The organism is Streptomyces flavusporus (assembly GCF_046267975.1).
GTDB lineage: Bacteria > Actinomycetota > Actinomycetes > Streptomycetales > Streptomycetaceae > Streptomyces > Streptomyces flavusporus.
Map to the genome: position 1 here is coordinate 2676923 of NZ_CP176503.1, position 17472 is coordinate 2694394.

The window sequence follows — 17472 nt, forward strand, 5'->3', positions numbered from 1 at the left end:
GCGATCACTGTAACATTCGGTTTATGTCGCCTCGCTGGAATCCAAACCCCGATGTGCGCACGGGCCGTCACGTCGTCCACAACCTTCACGTCCACTTGGTGTTCGTCACGAAGTATCGGCGCGGCGTCTTCACCGACGCCATGCTCACCAGGTGCGAGGGGATCATGCGGGACGTGTGCACCGACTTCGAGGCCGAACTGAAGCAGTTCAACGGCGAGCACGATCACGTACACCTGCTCGTGCACTACCCGCCCAAGGTCCAGCTCTCCAAGCTGGTCAACAGCCTCAAGGGCGTTTCCGCCCGCCTGCTGCGCAAGGAATACGACACCCACGTATGCCGCTACCTGTGGGGCGGACGCTTCTGGTCCGGCTCGTACTTCGCCGGAAGCTGCGGCGGGGCACCCCTGACCGTCGTACGCCAGTACATCGAGAACCAGCAGCGCCAGGTGTGAGCTTTCCTACCCCGCAGCGATACCCTGGCGCTCCGCGCCGGGAAGCCGAGGATGCATACACCGGCGCCACCGACCGGCTGCGCGTCGCCGTGATCGCCGCGGCAACCGCGGACCCCCTGCGCTTCGACCTCTCCGAGGAAGCCGTGCTGGGTACGGCACGCGTCCTGATCCCCACCGTCGTCGCCGCCCTCCCGCCCGTGCGCCGCGCCCACCGCGGCGAGGGTCCACTGGCGCACCGTCTGTGGGCGCGGCTCAGCGGGCGGGACCCCGACGAGGCGTCGCTGCGCGCCCTGGACACCGCACTCGGCCTGCTCGTCGACCACGACCTGGCCGCGTCGACGCTCGCGGTGCGCGTGGCGGCGTCCGCCCGCGCACACGCCTACGCCGCCGTCTCCGCCGGACTCGGCGTGATCGAGGGCCCTCTGCACGGGGCGGCCAGCGGGCTCGCCCATCGGATGCTGCTCGACGTCCTCGACCAGGGCGACGCGGCGCCCGTGGTCGCGGAAGAGCTCCGGGTCGGCCGCCGCATCCCGGGGCTCGGGCACCGGCTCTATCCCGGCGAGGATCCACGCGCGCGTGCCCTGTTCGGCCTCCTGGAGGACATCCCCCAGGCAGCGCCCGCCCTGGCCGCCGCCCGGGACGTGGCAGCCACCGCCGCCCGTCACACCCCGCTGCACGCCAACGTCGACCTGGCACTGGCCGTGCTCACCACGTCCTGCGCGATGCCGGCCACTGCCGGGGAGACGATCTTCGCAGTGGCCCGCACGGCGGGCTGGATCGCCCACGCGCTGGAGGAGTACCGGGAGCGGCCGTTGCGGATGCGTCCCAGCGGACACTACGCGGGCGCAAAGCCGCCGCAGCCCCTGCCGGAGTAGGACACGAGCGGGGCCGGAAGCCACCCCGAACGAAGTCAGGTTAGGCTCACCTCTGTGAGTACGTGCGCGACCGTCTCGCGGGACTTCGACGAGCCCATTTCCGGAACCGCGGCCACAGCAAGGACCTGGCTCCTGCTGGAACAGCCGGGCCCGTGGGGCGCCAGGGCGCTCACTTCGAGCCACCTGGACCCCGCACTGGGCCGAGCCCTGGAGGCGGCCGCCAAGGGCACGGGCGTACGGATCGCGCTCATCCGCCGTCCCGGGCGCCACGCCGACTGCGGCACGCCCGCGGTGCGCCGGCTGTACGCGGCCCACACCACGCCGGGCAACGCGTGGCTGCACACGGCCACGACCGCCGACCCGGAGCGGTTGCTCGACCTCGACTTCGGCGCGCTCGGCTCGGGTGACCACCGCACCTTCGACACCGCGCTTCAAGGCCGCCCGCACACCGGCGGTCCGCTTGCGCTCGTCTGCACCAACGGCAAGCGCGACCGCTGCTGCGCCCTCCTCGGCCGTCCCCTCGCGACCGAGCTCGCCACCTCCGGGGTGGGGGGCATCTGGGAGGTCACTCATCTGGGCGGTCATCGCTTCTCGCCGACCGTGCTCGTCCTGCCGTACGGCTACGCATACGGCCGCGCCGAGACACACACCGTCAAGGAGGTCCTGCACGGGGTCCAGGAGGGCCGGATCGTCCTGGAGGGGTGCCGCGGGAGCTCGGCCTGGGAACGGCCCGGTCAGGCAGCCGAGCTGGCCGTGCGTACGGCGGTGCGGGAGTTCGCGGCGGACGCGCTGAGCGTCGTACGGACCGAGAACGCGGTACGGACGGACGGTGCGGCGCCTCGCTGGGAGGTGACCGTCGCGCATACCGACGGACGCCACTGGCGGGTCGTGGTGGCCCAGGGCGCGTCTCTGCCGCCCCGCCCGGAGAGCTGCGGAACCTCGGTCCTCGGCGCCCCGGCGCGGATGGACGTGGTGGCCGTGCGCGAACTGACACCGACGGCGCTCGCGAGCTGACCTCCCGGCCCGCCCGAGGGTGGCCCGGGCCGGCCCGGACGCGAGGTCCACACCTCCCTCTACGGCAGAACCGTTCCCCCACGTACCGTCATGGGTATGAGCCGGACTCACCCCATGCGCCGTCTGCGCCTCGGCCTGCCACGCCGGGTGTTCTCGCAGGTGCTGCTGATGCAGGTGGCGATCGCCGCGGGAGTCGCGGTGCTCGCCACCGGACTGTTCCTCGCACCGCTGAGTGACCAGCTGGACGACCAGGCCATGCGGCGAGCGCTCGCGATCGCGCAGACCACCGCGGCCCAGCCGCAGCTCGCCGGGGAGCTGCAGCGGACGCCCGCGACGGCTGACGGGCCGGTCCAGCGGGAGGCGGAACGGATCCGGAAGGCCACCAAGGCCGAGTACGTGGTGGTGATGGACCGGCGGGGCGTGCGCTGGTCGCACACCGAGCCCGCGGAGATCGGCAGGCACGTCTCGACGGACCCCAGCGAGGCGCTGGCCGGCCAGGAGGTCATGGAGATCGACGAGGGCACCCTGGGCCGTTCCGCGCGCGGGAAGGTGCCGTTGCGCGACGGCGACGGGGACATCGTCGGAGCCGTCTCGGTCGGTATCGCCTACGACAGTGTCCGCGCCCGGCTCATCCACGCGATCCCCGAGCTGCTGGCGTACGCCGGCGGTGCCCTGGCCGTCGGCGCGCTGGCCGCCTGGCTCATCTCCCGGCGGGTCCAGCGGCAGACCCGGGACCTGGCCTTCTCGGACATCGCGGGCCTCCTGGCGGAGCGCGAGGCGATGCTGCACGGCATCCGGGAGGGTGTCGTCGCCCTGGACCGTACCGGCCGCATCCGCCTGCTGAACGACGAGGCGCAGCGCCTGCTGGGCATCGGGAACCAGGCCGTGGGCCGCTCCCCCGACGAGGCGCTCGGCGCGGGACGTACGGCCGACGTGCTGGCGGGCCGGGTCACGGGCACCGACCTGCTCACCGTGCGCGGCCGGCGCGTCCTGGTGGCCAATCGCATGCCGACCGGTGACGGCGGCGCCGTGGCCACCCTGCGCGATCGCACCGAGCTGGAGGAACTCGGCCGGGAGCTGGACTCCACGCGCGGCCTGATCGACGCCCTGCGCGCCCAGGACCACGAGTACGCCAACCGTATGCACACCCTTCTCGGGCTGCTGGAACTGGAGATGTACGACGACGCCGTGGAGTTCGTCGGAGAGGTCGTCGGCGCCCACCGGGACACAGCGGAACAGGTCACCGAGAAGATCAAGGACCCGCTGCTGGCCGCCCTGCTGGTCGGCAAGGCGACCGTCGCCGCCGAGCGGGGCGTCGCGCTGCGGATCTCGGGCCACACCCGGCTCCCGGACCGGGTGATCGACGCCAGGGGGCTGGTCACGATCGTCGGCAACCTGGTGGACAATGCGCTCGACGCCGTCGCGGGCACGCCGCACGCGCGCGTGGAGGTCGAATTGCACGCCGAGAGGCGTACCGCGGTGCTCACGGTGCGGGACACGGGGCCCGGAGTTCCGCCGGAGCTGCGAGAGTTGATCTTCACCGAAGGGTGGTCCACCAAGCGGCCGCCCGCGCACCGGGAGCGGGGCATCGGGCTCGCCGTGGTCCGCAGACTGGCAGAGCGGCACGGCGGGTCGGCCACCGTGGGCGAGGCGGCGGGCGGCGGCGCCGAGTTCACCGTCGTCCTGCCCGAGGCGCTGGCCGAACCGGACCCGGAACCGGCCCTCACCGTGCCGTCAGCTCAACCGGCCGCCGCCGAGGAGGAGTCGCGATGATCGAGGTCCTGGTCGTGGACGACGACACCAGGGTCGCGCGGGTGAACGCCGCGTACGTCGAGAAGGTGCAGGGCTTTCGTGTCGCCGGAGAGGCGCACAGCGCGGCCGAGGCGTTGCGTCAGCTGGAGGCGCTGCCTCAGGTGGACCTGGTCCTCATGGACCACTACCTGCCCGACGAGACGGGTCTCGCGGTCGTGCAGGAGATGCGCCGACGCGGCCACCAGACGGACGTGATCATGGTCACGGCGGCTCGCGACATCTCGACGGTCCAGGCGGCGATGCGGCAGGGCGCGCTGCAGTACCTGGTCAAGCCGTTCGCCTTCGCAGGGCTGCGCGCCAAGCTGGAGGCGTACGCGGAGCTGCGCCGGACCCTCGACAGCGGCGGTGAGGCGGAACAGGCCGAGGTGGACCGCATCTTCGGCGCGCTGTCCGCGTCGTCGGAGCCGGATCTGCCCAAAGGGCACTCCCCCACCACCGCGGAGCTCGTACGGCAGTCCCTGATGAACGCCGAGGGCCCTCTGTCGGCCCAGGAGATCGCCGAACGGACCGGGGTGAGCCGTCAGACCGCTCAGCGCTATCTGAAGCTCCTGGAACGCACGGGACGGGCCACGCTGACCCTCAAGTACGGCGACGCGGGCCGCCCGGAGCACCGTTACGTGTGGGCGACCCGCGCCTGATGACACGGTAGGGAGGGGTTCCGGTTGCTACACGGCACCCGCCCCGGTCAGGGACCGCACCTGGGTCTCCGCGTGCTTGGCCTCGTCCGGTGCCTCCGCCGAGGTGACCGTGCCGAGCCAGCCCGCGAAGAAGCCCAGGGGGATGGAGACGAGGCCCGGGTTCTGCAGCGGGAAGTACTGGAAGTCCAGGCCCGGGAACAGCGATTCGGGGCTGTCCGACACGACCGGTGACAGCAGCACGAGCGCCACGGCCGGAACGAGCCCGCCGTAGACGGCCCACACCGCGCCGCGGGTGGTGAAGCCACGCCAGAACAGCGAGTAGAGCAGCACCGGCAGATTGGCGGACGCGGCGACGGCGAAGGCGAGCCCCACAAGGAAGGCGACGTTGAGGTCGCGGGCGAGGATGCCGAGCGCGATCGCGACCACGCCGATGCCCACCGCGGCCACCCGTGCAACGCTCACCTCGCTGCGCTGCTCGGCCTTCCGACGGCGCAGTGACGCGTAGAGGTCGTGGGCCACGGACGCCGAGGAGGCGAGCGTGATTCCGGCGACCACCGCGAGGATGGTGGCGAAGGCGACGGCGGCGACGATCGCGAAGAGAACCGTTCCTCCGGTGGAATCCGCGCCGCCGCCCAGGTCGAGTGCCAGCAGCGGAACCGCCGTGTTACCGGCCGCGTTCGAGCCTCGTACCGCCTCAGGTCCCACAATCGCCGCCGCACCAAAACCGAGGACGATCGTCATCAGGTAGAAGCCGCCGATGAGCCCGATCGCCCACACGACCGAACGCCGCGCCGCCCGCGCGGTGGGCACGGTGTAGAACCGGGACAGAATGTGCGGCAGCCCGGCCGTCCCCAGCACCAGGGCGAGACCGAGGCTGATGAAGTCGAAACGGGCGGTCCAGTCCCCGCCGTACGTCAGCCCCGGCGCCAGGAACGCGTCCCCGTGACCGCTGCGCTCCGCCGCCGAACGCAACAGGTGGTCGAAGTCACCGTGGAACCTCACCAGGACGAGCACGGTCAGGGCGATCGCCCCGCCCATCAGCAGGACCGCCTTCACGATCTGAATCCACGTGGTGGCCCGCATCCCTCCCAACGACACATAGACGACCATGAGCGCCCCGACACCGATGACGGTCCAGGACTGCGCCGCCTCGCTCGTCCCGCCCAGCAGCAGCGCGACCAGGCTGCCCGCACCCACCATCTGTGCCACCAGATACAGAACGGACACGGTGACGGAGGAGGTTCCCGCCGCGATCCGCACCGGCCGCTCCCGCATCCGCGCGGCGACGACGTCGGCCAGGGTGAACCTGCCGCAGTTGCGCACCAGTTCGGCGACCAGGAACAGCACCAGGAGCCACGCCACCAGGAAGCCCACCGCGTACAGCAGCCCGTCGTAGCCGAAGAGCGCGATGAGCCCGGAGATGCCCAGGAAAGAGGCGGCCGACATGTAGTCGCCGGCGATGGCAAAACCATTCTCCATGGGCGAGAAGAGACGTCCGCCCGCGTAGAACTCCTCCGCCGAACCATGCCGGTTGCGGCTCACCCAGGCCGTGATCCCCAACGTGATGGCGACGAACCCGCTGAACAGCAGCAGCGCCAGCGTCTGATGATTGCCCGTCACGACGCACCGCCTCGCAGGCTGCGGGCCAGTTCCTGGGTCTCCCAGCGCAGTTCGAGCGCGGCCCGATCCCTGCGCAGACGTGCATGCCGGGCGTACGCCCAGGTCAGCAGGAAGGTGCTGAGGAACTGCCCGAGCCCGGCCAGCATCGCCACGTTCACCGCGCCCACCACGGGCCGGGCCATCAGTCCCGGAGCCGTCGTCGCCGCGACGACGTACGCCACGTACCAGACGAAGAAGCCGGCCACCGCCGGCACCACGAACCTCCGGTACCGGCTGCGCACCTCCTGAAAGGCAGCGCTGCGCTGTACTTCGAGGTAGACCTGGCCCGCGGCCACCGCCCGGTCCGCGGGCTCGGACCCTCCCGTACGCGCCGCCGGAACGGGCGCCACGGGCTCCGCCGCGCCACCTGAATCGCCCCAGCCGGAGGCCAGGGCGTCGTACCAGGGATCGTCGTACGGGTAGCGATCCTCGGTCTTCTCGAACGGACTCTCGGGACCGCTCCCGCCTTCGCAGGAACGATCGTTGCTTGCGTGCATGCCCAAGCATGGACAGACCGGGAAGATCCCTGACTCTTCTTCCCTCTGCCCTTCACCCCATCAGGTGACCGAATCCGCTGCTGGAGCCGAGGACGACAGTCACCCGCCCCCGGCTCTGGCCCAGCACAGCGGTCACGCGTCGATACGCGACCGGTCCAGCGTCGCCGCCGAGTTGGAGATGAACTCCTTGCGCGGGGCGACGTCGTTGCCCATCAGCAGGTCGAACACCTGCTCCGCGGCCTCCAGGTCGGAGAGGTTGATCCGGCGCAGGGTGCGGTGACGCGGGTCCATGGTCGTCTCGGCCAGCTGGTCGGCGTCCATCTCACCGAGACCCTTGTAGCGCTGGATCGAGTCCTTGTAGCGGATGCCCTTGCTCTGGAACTCCATGAGCTTGTCGCGCAGCTCACGGTCCGAGTACGTGTAGACGTACTTGTCCTGGCCCTTCTTGGGCTGGATGACCTCGATCCGGTGCAGCGGCGGCACCGCGGCGAACACCCGGCCCGCCTCGACCATGGGCCGCATGTAGCGCTGGAACAGCGTCAGGAGCAGGCAGCGGATGTGGGAGCCGTCCACATCGGCGTCGGTCATCATGATGATCTTGCCGTAGCGGGCCGCGTCGATGTCGAACGTCCGGCCCGACCCCGCTCCTATGACCTGGATGATCGCGCCGCACTCGGCGTTCTTGAGCATGTCCGTGACGGACGACTTCTGGACGTTGAGGATCTTGCCGCGGATCGGCAGAAGTGCCTGGAACTCGGAGTTCCGGGCGAGCTTGGCGGTGCCGAGCGCGGAGTCTCCCTCGACAATGAAGAGCTCACTGCGGTCCACGTCGTCGCTGCGGCAGTCGGCGAGCTTGGCGGGCAGCGACGAGGACTCCAGTGCCGTTTTGCGGCGCTGGGCGTCCTTGTGCTGACGGGCGGCGATGCGGGTGCGCGCGGCGGCGACGACCTTCTCCAGGACCACGCGGGCCTGCTGGGCGGCATCCCGCTTGGTGGCGGTGAGGAAGGCCTTGAGCTCCTTGGAGACCACGTTGTTCACGATGCGACGGGCCGCCGAGGTGCCGAGCACCTCCTTGGTCTGCCCCTCGAACTGCGGCTCGGCGAGGCGGACGGTGACCACCGCGGTGAGGCCCTCCAAGGCGTCGTCCTTGACGACGTCGTCCTCGGCGACGCGGAGCAGCTTCTTGGCGCGCAGCACCTCGTTCACCGTCTTGGTGACGGCCTGCTCGAAGCCGGCGACATGGGTGCCGCCCTTGGGCGTGGCGATGATGTTGACGAACGACCTGACGGTCGTGTCGTAGCCGGTCCCCCAGCGGAGTGCGACGTCGACACCCAGCTCGCGGGTGACCTCGGTGGGAGTCATCTGGCCGTGCTCGTCGAGGACGGGGACGGTCTCCTTGAAGGTGCCGTGTCCGGTCAGGCGGAGGATGTCGCAGACCGGCTTGTCGGTGGCCAGGAACTCGCAGAACTCGCTGATGCCGCCGTCGAAACGGAAGGACTCCTCGCCCTTGCTGCCGCCCTCGCCGAGGCCGTACTCGTCCCGGACGACGATCGTCAGGCCCGGCACCAGGAACGCCGTCTGGCGTGCGCGCTGGTGCAGGTTCTCCAGGGAGAGCTTGGCGTCCTTGAGGAAGATCTGGCGGTCGGCCCAGTACCGCACGCGCGTGCCGGTGCGGGTCTTGGGGATCTTCTTCGCCTTGCGCAGGCCGCCCTTCGGCTCGAACTTCGCGTCCGGTCCCAGCGCGGCGAAGGCGCCTGGGACGCCCCGCCGGAAGCTGATGGAGTGGGTGTGGCCGCCGCGGTCGACCTCGACGTCCAGCCGGGCGGACAGGGCGTTCACGACAGAGGCGCCGACGCCGTGCAGGCCGCCGGAGGCCGCGTACGAGCCGCCGCCGAACTTGCCGCCGGCATGCAGCTTGGTCATGACGACCTCGACACCGGAGAGGCCGGTCTTGGGCTCGACATCGACCGGAATGCCCCGGCCGTTGTCCCGCACCTCCACCGAGCCGTCGTCGTGCAGGATCACCTCGATGTGGTCGCAGTACCCGCCGAGGGCCTCGTCCACGGAGTTGTCGATGATCTCCCACAGGCAGTGCATCAGGCCACGGCTGTCCGTCGAGCCGATGTACATGCCAGGTCGCTTGCGAACGGCCTCCAGCCCCTCCAGGACGAGCAGGTGCCGCGCGGTGTAGTTGGAACCGTCCCGGTCTGCTCCTGCCAGCAGCGCTGTGGACGGCACGGACGTTTCGGCGGTCACGCGGTTCGCTCCTCGCTGAATTTCATTGGGGGCCCATCTGGGTACGGGCACGGCTTCGGTTGCCGCTCAGAGGGTACCGAGGCCTGGTAGAGCCGTTGTACCGCCACCCTCGCTCCGAACTCAGACTAGTCCAGAGTCGCATACACGTTCGATCCCTCGATGGAGTGAAGCACACATCACGTTCCCTTCGAGGCATGAACCATTTAGGCTCCGGGCACGTCCTCATGAACAAACCGGCAAGCCAGCCGGGAGGACCGACACCGACAGACTGCGCGAACCCGTAAGACACATAGACACGCAATACGGCACATTCGCCGCCAACCGGCAGCAGACAGCCGCCTCGGAAAAATTTTTCGAGGAAAAGCCGCGAGCGGGAACGTTTTCGGGCTGGTTGGATGTTGACCCTGGTACGACAGCTCGTCGAGCTAGAGAAGAGGCGACGTGACTACTGTTCTGACCCCCGCGAGCCCGCTGACGGCCGCTGATCGCTGCGACCGCTGCGGCGCCCAGGCGTACCTGCGCGTGGTCCTGCTCAGCGGCGGAGAACTGCTCTTCTGCGCCCACCACGGCCGCAAGTTCGAGCCGGAACTCAAGAAGATCGCCGCTGAGATACAGGACGAGACGGAACGCCTCACCACCGTTCCGGGCACCGCTACCGAAGAAGAGCGCTGACCCTCCGTCCACGACGAGCCAGCCCGATACATGCCGGTGACCGGGCGGCCGCCCCTGCTGTCAGGGGTCGGCCGCCCGTCCTCGTCCCAGGCGGTCCCGCTCGGGCTCCGCCAGAGCCCCTACTTCGACTCTTGTGCGGCGCTCTCCCAGCCCAGCCTCCGGATGACGTCGGACACCCGCGTGTAGACACCCGGGCTGCCGACCCGTCCGCAGCCGCTCCCCCAGGACACAAGCCCGATCAGCTTGCCCTGGGCGACCAGCGGCCCCCCACTGTCCCCCTGGCAGGCATCCCGGCCGCCCACCTTCTCCCCCGCACACACCATGGCGTCGGCCAGATACGCGCCGCCGCCCATGCCGGGGTAGACCTCCTCGCAGAGGGTGTCGGGCAGCACGTGCACGCGTGCGGCCCGCAGTCCGGTGGCGTAGTCCCCGGCCCCTGTGACATCGCCCCAGCCGTAGACCATGGCGCCGGTACCGGCTTCGTATGCCGGATCGCCCGCCGCGGCCATACCCATGACCGCGCGGCGCGGCAGCGACTCGGCGAGGGTGAGCACGGCGAAGTCCCCGGCGTTGCTTTCACTGTCGTACTTCGGATTCACCCAGCTTTCGCGTATGGGGATCTCCCGGCCCTCGGCCGAGCGCAGATCCGTACGCCCCGTTATGACCTTCAGGTCGCGCGTCTGCTCCGGCGGTGCCCCCAGCGCGTCCTCGGAAAGGCAGTGGGCCGCCGTGAGAACGGTCTTCGGGCCGACCGCCACAGCGCCGCAGAACTGTCCCGACCGCGTACCCCCGAACCGGTCACGGCTGGACAGGGCCACCACCCAGGGGCTCTCGGAGGCATCGACCGGGAAGCCGCCCACGACAATGCCGTCTGCGGCCGCCGGGGCGACGGAAGCCAGCGGTATCGCGGACAGGGCGGCCGCCAGGACGAGCGGCCGGGCCAGCGCACGGACAAAGGGACGACGCATGCGTACTCCTCACTCTGGGGTGCCCATGGGAAACCCAGAGTGATCCAGTAGACGGAGCGCCGCACCCGCTCCGCCCCACGTCGAAGGCCCGGCGCCCCTAGGGGTGCCGGGCCTTCAACGTCGTACGACCGTGACCTAGTCGAGGTAGTCCCGCAGCACCTGCGAACGCGACGGGTGGCGGAGTTTCGACATGGTCTTGGACTCGATCTGGCGGATGCGCTCACGCGTGACGCCGTACACCTTGCCGATCTCGTCGAGGGTCTTCGGCTGACCGTCGGTGAGACCGAAGCGCATCGAGACGACGCCCGCCTCGCGCTCCGACAGGGTGTCGAGGACGGAGTGCAGCTGCTCCTGCAGGAGCGTGAAGCTGACCGCGTCGGCCGGGACCACGGCCTCGGAGTCCTCGATGAGGTCACCGAACTCGCTGTCGCCGTCCTCGCCCAGCGGGGTGTGCAGGGAGATGGGCTCGCGGCCGTACTTCTGGACCTCGATGACCTTCTCCGGGGTCATGTCGAGCTCCTTGGCCAGCTCCTCCGGGGTGGGCTCGCGGCCCAGGTCCTGGAGCATCTGGCGCTGCACGCGCGCGAGCTTGTTGATGACCTCGACCATGTGCACCGGGATACGGATGGTGCGGGCCTGGTCGGCCATGGCGCGGGTGATCGCCTGACGGATCCACCAGGTGGCGTACGTGGAGAACTTGTAGCCCTTGGTGTAGTCGAACTTCTCGACCGCGCGGATCAGACCGAGGTTGCCCTCCTGGATGAGATCCAGGAAGAGCATGCCGCGGCCGGTGTAGCGCTTGGCCAGGGAGACCACCAGACGGAGGTTGGCCTCCAGGAGGTGGTTCTTGGCGCGGCGGCCGTCCTCGGCGATGATCTCCAGCTCGCGCTTGAGCTTGGGCGCGAGCTTGTCGGAGTTGGCGAGCTTGTCCTCGGCGAAGAGACCCGCCTCGATGCGCTTGGCCAGCTCGACCTCCTGCTCAGCGTTGAGCAGGGGGACCTTTCCGATCTGCTTGAGGTAGTCCTTGACCGGGTCGGCGGTGGCACCGGCTGCGGCGACCTGCTGGGCGGGAGCGTCGTCCTCGTCCTCGTCGGACAGCACGAAGCCGGCGCTCTCGGTACCCTCGGGCTCCTCCGCGCCGCCCTTGGCCTCCTCGAGCACCTCCTCCTCGATGAGCTCGGCGTCGTCCTTCTTGGCGGCGGTCTTCTTCGCGGGCGCCGCCTTCTTGGCGACGGTCTTTTTGGCGGCCGCCTTCTTGGCGGTCGTCTTCTTGGCAGCGGCCTTCTTCGCAGGCGCTGTTTCCTCGGCCGGATCGTCGACGGCACGCGCGGCGGGGGCAGCCGTGGAGGCGGTGGCCTTGCTGGCCGCCACCGTCTTCGCCGCGACCGTCTTGGTGGCCGTGCGCTTGGCCGGACTCTTCGCTGCGACGCTCTTGCGGGTGCGCTTGGGCTCTGCGGCACTGACCATCAGCGTCACACCCTCTTCCTCGAGGATCTGGTTGAGGCTGCGCAGTACGTTCTTCCACTGAGTGGCCGGAATCTGGTCGGCTTCGAAGGCCCGACGCACGTCATCGCCGGCGATCTGCCCCTCAGCCTTTCCCCGCTCAATGAGCGCCATGACAGAGACGGACTCGGCGATCTCCGGCGGGAGCGTACGGGATGTGCTGGCCGACACGAACAACCTCTCGGAATGTTGGAAAACGACTTCGGCCCCGTCCACGGCGGACAGGAGCCGACCGCCGACTGGGGATGGCCGACGGCGCGGGCGGGGGCCGGGAAGATGCACAGCGCCATGAATGGCGTCCGTATTCCCTCCGCGGCTGTCACCTCTTAGGTCATCGCGGTGCCGCCGCGAGCGTTACGCCCAATCCGCGTGGCCCGAGTCACACCACGTAAGCGCTCAAAAACGGTCAGACGCAGACAGAGAGGGACACCTGGGGGTGCAGAGAGGTCACCCAGTGGGCGTCCTCGACCGGCATCACCCTCAAGGCGTCACCGCGCCGCTCGCACCGTCGGACCTCAAGGCCTCACCGCGTCGCGCCGCCGGACCCCGAGGATCGAGAAGGATCCTGCGGAGTCCGACGGAGGACGACTCGCCGGCCGAGAGATGCCGGGGAAGGAAACACCTTTCGGCCGCGACGCCCCGCGGTGTGCGGTCAGTGCTCGCGCGGGGCGGGCACCACGCGCTCCACCTCGGGGTGGACAGTGAGCAGCTGCCGCATCGCCGCCTCGGCCGCGGCACCGTCGCCGGTGGCCAGGGCGTCGACGATGCGGCCATGGTGGGCCAGGGAGGTCTCGTTCGGCCGGTCACAGCCCGTGGCCGGGCCGCCCGACACCTGGAGGGCGGCGGAGACGATGCCGGAGAGGTGCTCCAGCATGCGGTTGCCCGCGACCTGGATGAGCAGCGAGTGGAACTCGGCGTCGGCGCGAGCGAAGGTGAGCGCGTCACCCCGTCCCAGGGTGTGGCCCATGATCTCCACCATGTCGGCCAGCCGCTGCTGGATGTCCTCGCGTCCGTGCCCGGCGGCCAGCCGCGCGGCGAGCGGTTCGATCGTCCACCGTAGCTCGCTCAGCTCGCGGTGCTGATCGTCACGCTGCGGCCCGAAGGCCCGCCATTCGATGATGTCCGGGTCGAGCAGGTTCCAGTCACTGACGGGACGCACGCGCGTGCCCACGTTGGGGCGGGCACTGACCAGGCCCTTGGCCTCCAGGACGCGGAGCGACTCACGGACGACGGTGCGGGAGACTTCGAAGCGCTGGCCGATCTCCTCGGGCACCAGCGGACGGTCGGCCCCGAGGTCGCCTGAGACGATCATCTGGCCCAGCTGCTGGACGAGTTGGCCGTGCAGTCCGCGCCCGCGGCTGCCCGCGGCGCGCCGGCCCGCACGGCCCAGCTCGGGGTCCGCGCCCTCCCAGGCGGGGGCGCCGACGCGGTCGGGGGCAGGGGCCTCGGCGTAGGGGTAGCGGTCGGCTTCGCCCGGGCCGGAGAGGCCGGAGTCTGCGGAGCGGGCGGGGGTCATCATGGTGTGCGCAAGGGTACTCACGGATCCTTTGTCGGCGCCCTCTTCAACTGCCTTGAGGTCTTTGGTGAAAAGCACACGAAAGGGTGATCGCTCACCCCGTCGCAATTGACGCCTTATCGGAAAGAAATGGGCTTTCCCGAGGGAGTTGTGCACAGTCCGGGACCGGAAGGGTGCGGACGGTGGTCATCGGGTCCTGCTCCGTAGGGTCATGAGCAGAAACGCGCAGAGCAGAGCGGTCAGGGACAATGTCAGGGCGCCGCCCACGGGTTGGGCAATCACCCGGGCCAAGGCGGACAGATAGCGCTCTCCCCCGAAGGGCCACTGCAGCAGGAACAGCTCGCGCGCCCGCATGGGAAGACCGGCCGCGGTCCGCACGGAAGGCCCCTCGAAGGCCTTTTGTACGAGGGGTACGACGACAATCGGCACGGCGACCACTGCGGCAAGCCCGCCCGCTGCGGACCGGAAGACGCCGGCGGCCAGCACACCGGCCCAGGCACATCCCACCGTGAGCCCGAGCCAACTCGCGGTCAGGGAGAGCCAGTCCGAGGGAACCCGCACGAGCTCCCGTCCGTATACGAGATAGAGCACTTCGGCGTCGCAGCCCAACGTGAGGACGGCCAGGATCAGCGCAGTGGCCGCGGAGACGAGGAGCTTGGCGGCGAGCAGCCCCAGCCGGCGGGGCACCGTGCCGCGGTCCGCCGCCAGTGCGGGGTAGCGGAACTCGTCTCCGAAGGCCAGCGCCCCGAGCAGGCCCGCACCGAGCGCCGCGGGCGGCAGCGGCACTTGCTGCGGCCATGCGGCGAGGAGGCGTGCCTGTGGTGTGTGTCCGACGCCGGCGAGAAATACGGCGGTCAGCGCGGACACGACGAGCACGACGGCCCCGGTGACAAATCCGGTACTCACTCCGACGGCCCGCCGCAGCTCGTATCGCAGAGGGCGGAGGGGGCTGGGAGCTGGGCGGACGGAGATGGGGGGTGGGAGCGGAGGGAGGGCGTCGGGGATATGAGGGGCGGTTGGGGCGAGGTGGGCGGGCGAGGGGGCCGGGTCGGTGGCGGCCGAGGCGGGGCGAGCGGCGGATGGGGTGGCGCGAGCGGCGGGTGGAGGGCGGTGGGCAGTAGTGGGGGTGGGGTGAGCGGGTTGCTTCGCGGAGGGCGTGACCACGGATGTGGGGCGTTGTGACTCCGGGCCTGTCGACGCGTCGGGGTGCGGTGAGTGGTTGGGTGAGTGGTTTGTCGTCGAGGACGGGGCGGGGGGCGACGTGCGGGCTGTGGCCTGGGATGCGGCGGCATCCGGCCGGGGGGCCGTGACCGAGTCCGCTCCGTGGTCGGCGTCGGCGTGTGGCGTGTGGCCGGCCGGGGGGGACGTCGTGGCGTGGGACGTGGCGACCGTGCCTTGGGAAGCCGCGGCATCCGACCGAGGGCCGGGGACCGAGTCCGCTCCGTGATCGGCGTCGGCGTGCGGGGTGTGGCCGGCCGAGGGGGTGGCGACCGTGCCCTGGGAAGCCGCGGCATCCGACCGAGGGCCGGGGACCGAGTCCGCGTCGGGGTCGGCGTCGGCGTGCGGCGTTGTGGCGTGGGGCGTGGGGCTGCCCGACGAGGGGGTGGTGGCGGGCGTTGTCGCCGGAGTCGCATCGGGAGGCGTTTTGTCGACAGTTGCCGAGTGCGTGGCAGTGCGGCTGCATGACGAACCGTCAGGCCCTTGCGGAAGGTGGGCCGTCCGGCACGTCTCCGGGTCGGGCCTTTCCGCGGTGGCCGACCGCTCATGGACCGCCTGCGGCTCCTCCGGAGCGGCCGCTCCCGCGCCCGGCCCCATGTCTCCGATTTCGTCGGCGAGTTGGAGCACGAGGATGCTGTGCCGGTACGCCGTCTCGCCGACATCGGCGCAGGTGCTGCCGTACACGGAGAGACGATTACCGCGTTCCTGTACGACCTCGACGGAGCGCTGCGCCGTCCGGGCCTCCCTGGTGAGCAAGGCGGCGAGCCGGGCGGACTGCGGACTGCGAACGGCGACACGTGGCCGCAGCCGGGTACGGGCGAACTCGGTCGCCTCCTGGTCGGCGACGAGCCTGCCCCGCTCCAGCGTGACGACGCGGTCCACGGTACGCGCGGCCTCCTTGGGGTCGGCCGTGGTGACCAGGACCGTACCGCCCTGGCCCGCGTGCGCGCGCAGCATGCCGTACAGCCAGCGGCTCTCCCGCGCCGAGAGTCCGTCGGAGGGCTCGTCGAGCACGAGGGTGTGGGGATCGGACAACAGGGCGCAGGCCAGGCCGAGCCGGCGGTCCATGCCTCGGGAGAGCGTGCCGAGTCGTTCCTCGCTCAGGCTGACGAGACCGACCACCTCGAGGACTTCGTCGGCACGCCGGACCGAGATCCCGGCGGCGGCGCACAGCATCCTGAGGTGGCTGCGGACCGTTCGGCCCGGGTGCCCCGGCACATCGCCCAGCAGGACACCGACTTCGCGCGAGGGATGAGCGATGCGATGGAGCGGGCGGCCTCTGAAGTAGGTGACTCCGCGACCCTGTTGGAGTTCGAGCATCAGTCTGAGCGCGGTCGTCTTACCCGCACCAGGGTCGCCGAGCAGCGCGGTGACGCAGCCGGCGCGCGCTTCGAAGGAGACGTCGTCGACGGCAGGCGGAAGGCCCTTGCGGGGATTGCTGGTCAGTCCGAATGCCTGGATCACCTGTAGCAAGATAGCGGGCCATTTCGGATTTTTCGGGCATCAATGACTCCAGTACACGAGCGTGATCGGATGGATCAACCCGTGTTGGCCCTTCCGTGCACCTCCGGTCGGCTGCCCGTTGGCTGGAGCCGGCGTCACACTTCCGGACGCAGCATCGGCGGGTTCAGGAGCGTGGCACCGCCCGCGCGGAAGAGCTGGGCCGGGCGGCCGCCCTGACGTGTGGTCGTACCGCCGGTGGGGACGAGGAAGCCGGGCGTGCCCGTCACCTTGCGGTGGAAGTTGCGGGGATCGAGCGCCACACCCCACACCGCCTCATAGACGCGGCGCAGCTCGCCGACGGTGAACTCGGGCGGGCAGAACGCCGTGGCCAGGGACGAGTACTCAATCTTGGACCGGGCACGCTCCACGCCGTCCGAGAGGATCTGGGCGTGGTCGAAAGCGAGTGGGGCCACCGGTTCGCCGTCGCGGCCGTAGCCGCCCTGTTGCAGCAGTTCCTCGACCGGCGCCCAGCGCGCGTTGCTGGCGTCGCCGCCGGCGCGCGGTGCGGGCAGGTCGGGGGCGAGCGCGAGATGGGCGACGCTGACCACACGCATCCGGGGGTCCCGCTTGGGGTCGCCGTACGTCGCGAGCTGTTCCAGATGAGCGCCGTTGTCCTGGGCAGGGACGGAGGGATCATGGACGCGCAACCCCGTCTCCTCGGCAAGCTCGCGTGCGGCGGCCTGCGCCAGATCCTCGTCGGCCCGCACGAAGCCGCCGGGAAGCGCCCAGCGCCCCTGGAACGGCGGCTCACCCCTGCGTACCGCCAGCGCACACAGAGCATGGCGGCGCACGGTCAGCACGACCAGGTCCACGGTGACGGCAAAGGGCGGAAAGGCTGACGGGTCGTAGGGCATGTCGCGATCATAGTCGTCTGCCTGACGATAAACAC

At 70.3% G+C, this 17472-nt stretch carries 13 protein-coding genes and 1 pseudogene; 6 read left to right on the plus strand and 8 right to left on the minus strand.

Translation table 11 applies throughout. From position 1 onward, the window contains the following. Window positions 1-23 precede the first annotated feature (23 nt). The 5 genes and pseudogenes from tnpA (at window position 24) to ACKTSN_RS12820 (ending at window position 4791) form a co-directional block, all read left to right on the plus strand. Window positions 24-452 (plus strand): IS200/IS605 family transposase, encoded by a 429-nt coding sequence (gene tnpA, locus ACKTSN_RS12800; protein ID WP_409469239.1) that lies wholly within the window; start codon window positions 24-26, stop codon window positions 450-452. Then, window positions 443-1327: pseudogene (locus tag ACKTSN_RS12805) on the plus strand (citrate/2-methylcitrate synthase); the annotation flags it as partial. The gene tnpA and the pseudogene ACKTSN_RS12805, both read left to right, overlap by 10 nt. 54 nt (window positions 1328-1381) lie before the next feature. Further along, on the plus strand, window positions 1382-2341 hold the full coding sequence (locus ACKTSN_RS12810; RefSeq protein WP_409469240.1) for a sucrase ferredoxin: 960 nt from the start codon (window positions 1382-1384) through the stop codon (window positions 2339-2341). Window positions 2342-2437: 96 nt separating this feature from the next. Beyond that, a complete protein-coding gene (locus ACKTSN_RS12815) occupies window positions 2438-4114 on the plus strand; it encodes an ATP-binding protein (protein WP_409469241.1) in 1677 nt (558 codons plus the stop codon). Then, on the plus strand, window positions 4111-4791 hold the full coding sequence (locus tag ACKTSN_RS12820) for a response regulator (protein ID WP_409469242.1): 681 nt from the start codon (window positions 4111-4113) through the stop codon (window positions 4789-4791). Before ACKTSN_RS12815 ends, ACKTSN_RS12820 begins: the two co-directional genes overlap by 4 nt. A 27-nt stretch (window positions 4792-4818) precedes the next feature. Here ACKTSN_RS12820 and ACKTSN_RS12825 read toward each other — a convergent pair whose 3' ends face one another. The 3 genes from ACKTSN_RS12825 to ACKTSN_RS12835 all read right to left on the minus strand — a co-directional run bounded on the left by ACKTSN_RS12825 (window position 4819) and on the right by ACKTSN_RS12835 (window position 9203). Beyond that, window positions 4819-6411, minus strand: coding sequence for a solute symporter family protein (locus tag ACKTSN_RS12825; RefSeq protein ID WP_409469243.1), 1593 nt, complete (start codon window positions 6409-6411; stop codon window positions 4819-4821). Then, a complete protein-coding gene (locus ACKTSN_RS12830; protein ID WP_409469244.1) occupies window positions 6408-6947 on the minus strand; it encodes a DUF485 domain-containing protein in 540 nt (179 codons plus the stop codon). Before ACKTSN_RS12830 ends, ACKTSN_RS12825 begins: the two co-directional genes overlap by 4 nt. 132 nt (window positions 6948-7079) lie before the next feature. After that, window positions 7080-9203: a DNA gyrase/topoisomerase IV subunit B gene (locus ACKTSN_RS12835; protein WP_385516313.1), complete on the minus strand. Its 2124-nt coding sequence runs from the start codon at window positions 9201-9203 to the stop codon at window positions 7080-7082. Window positions 9204-9644: 441 nt separating this feature from the next. Here ACKTSN_RS12835 and ACKTSN_RS12840 point away from each other — a divergent pair, with 441 nt between their 5' ends. After that, entirely contained in the window at window positions 9645-9875 is a 231-nt protein-coding gene (locus ACKTSN_RS12840) for a DUF7455 domain-containing protein (RefSeq protein WP_409469245.1), read from the plus strand. 119 nt (window positions 9876-9994) lie between these two features. On the opposite strand, the gene ACKTSN_RS12845 is transcribed toward ACKTSN_RS12840, so the two are convergent. The 5 genes from ACKTSN_RS12845 to ACKTSN_RS12865 form a co-directional block, all read right to left on the minus strand. Beyond that, window positions 9995-10843, minus strand: a complete 849-nt coding sequence (locus tag ACKTSN_RS12845; RefSeq protein WP_409469246.1) for a S1 family peptidase — start codon at window positions 10841-10843, stop codon at window positions 9995-9997. A gap of 135 nt (window positions 10844-10978) precedes the next feature. Then, the gene (locus ACKTSN_RS12850) at window positions 10979-12517 is read right to left on the minus strand and encodes an RNA polymerase sigma factor (RefSeq protein WP_409469247.1); all 1539 of its coding nucleotides are present in this window, start codon (window positions 12515-12517) and stop codon (window positions 10979-10981) included. A 481-nt stretch (window positions 12518-12998) separates the two neighbouring features. Beyond that, the gene (locus tag ACKTSN_RS12855) at window positions 12999-13886 is read right to left on the minus strand and encodes a FadR/GntR family transcriptional regulator (protein ID WP_409469248.1); all 888 of its coding nucleotides are present in this window, start codon (window positions 13884-13886) and stop codon (window positions 12999-13001) included. A 162-nt stretch (window positions 13887-14048) separates the two neighbouring features. After that, complete coding sequence (locus ACKTSN_RS12860; RefSeq protein ID WP_431197148.1) at window positions 14049-16553, minus strand: ATP-binding cassette domain-containing protein; 2505 nt, start codon at window positions 16551-16553, stop codon at window positions 14049-14051. Between the two features lie 125 nt (window positions 16554-16678). Next, the gene (locus tag ACKTSN_RS12865) at window positions 16679-17437 is read right to left on the minus strand and encodes an NUDIX hydrolase (protein WP_129801069.1); all 759 of its coding nucleotides are present in this window, start codon (window positions 17435-17437) and stop codon (window positions 16679-16681) included. Window positions 17438-17472: the final 35 nt, after the last annotated feature.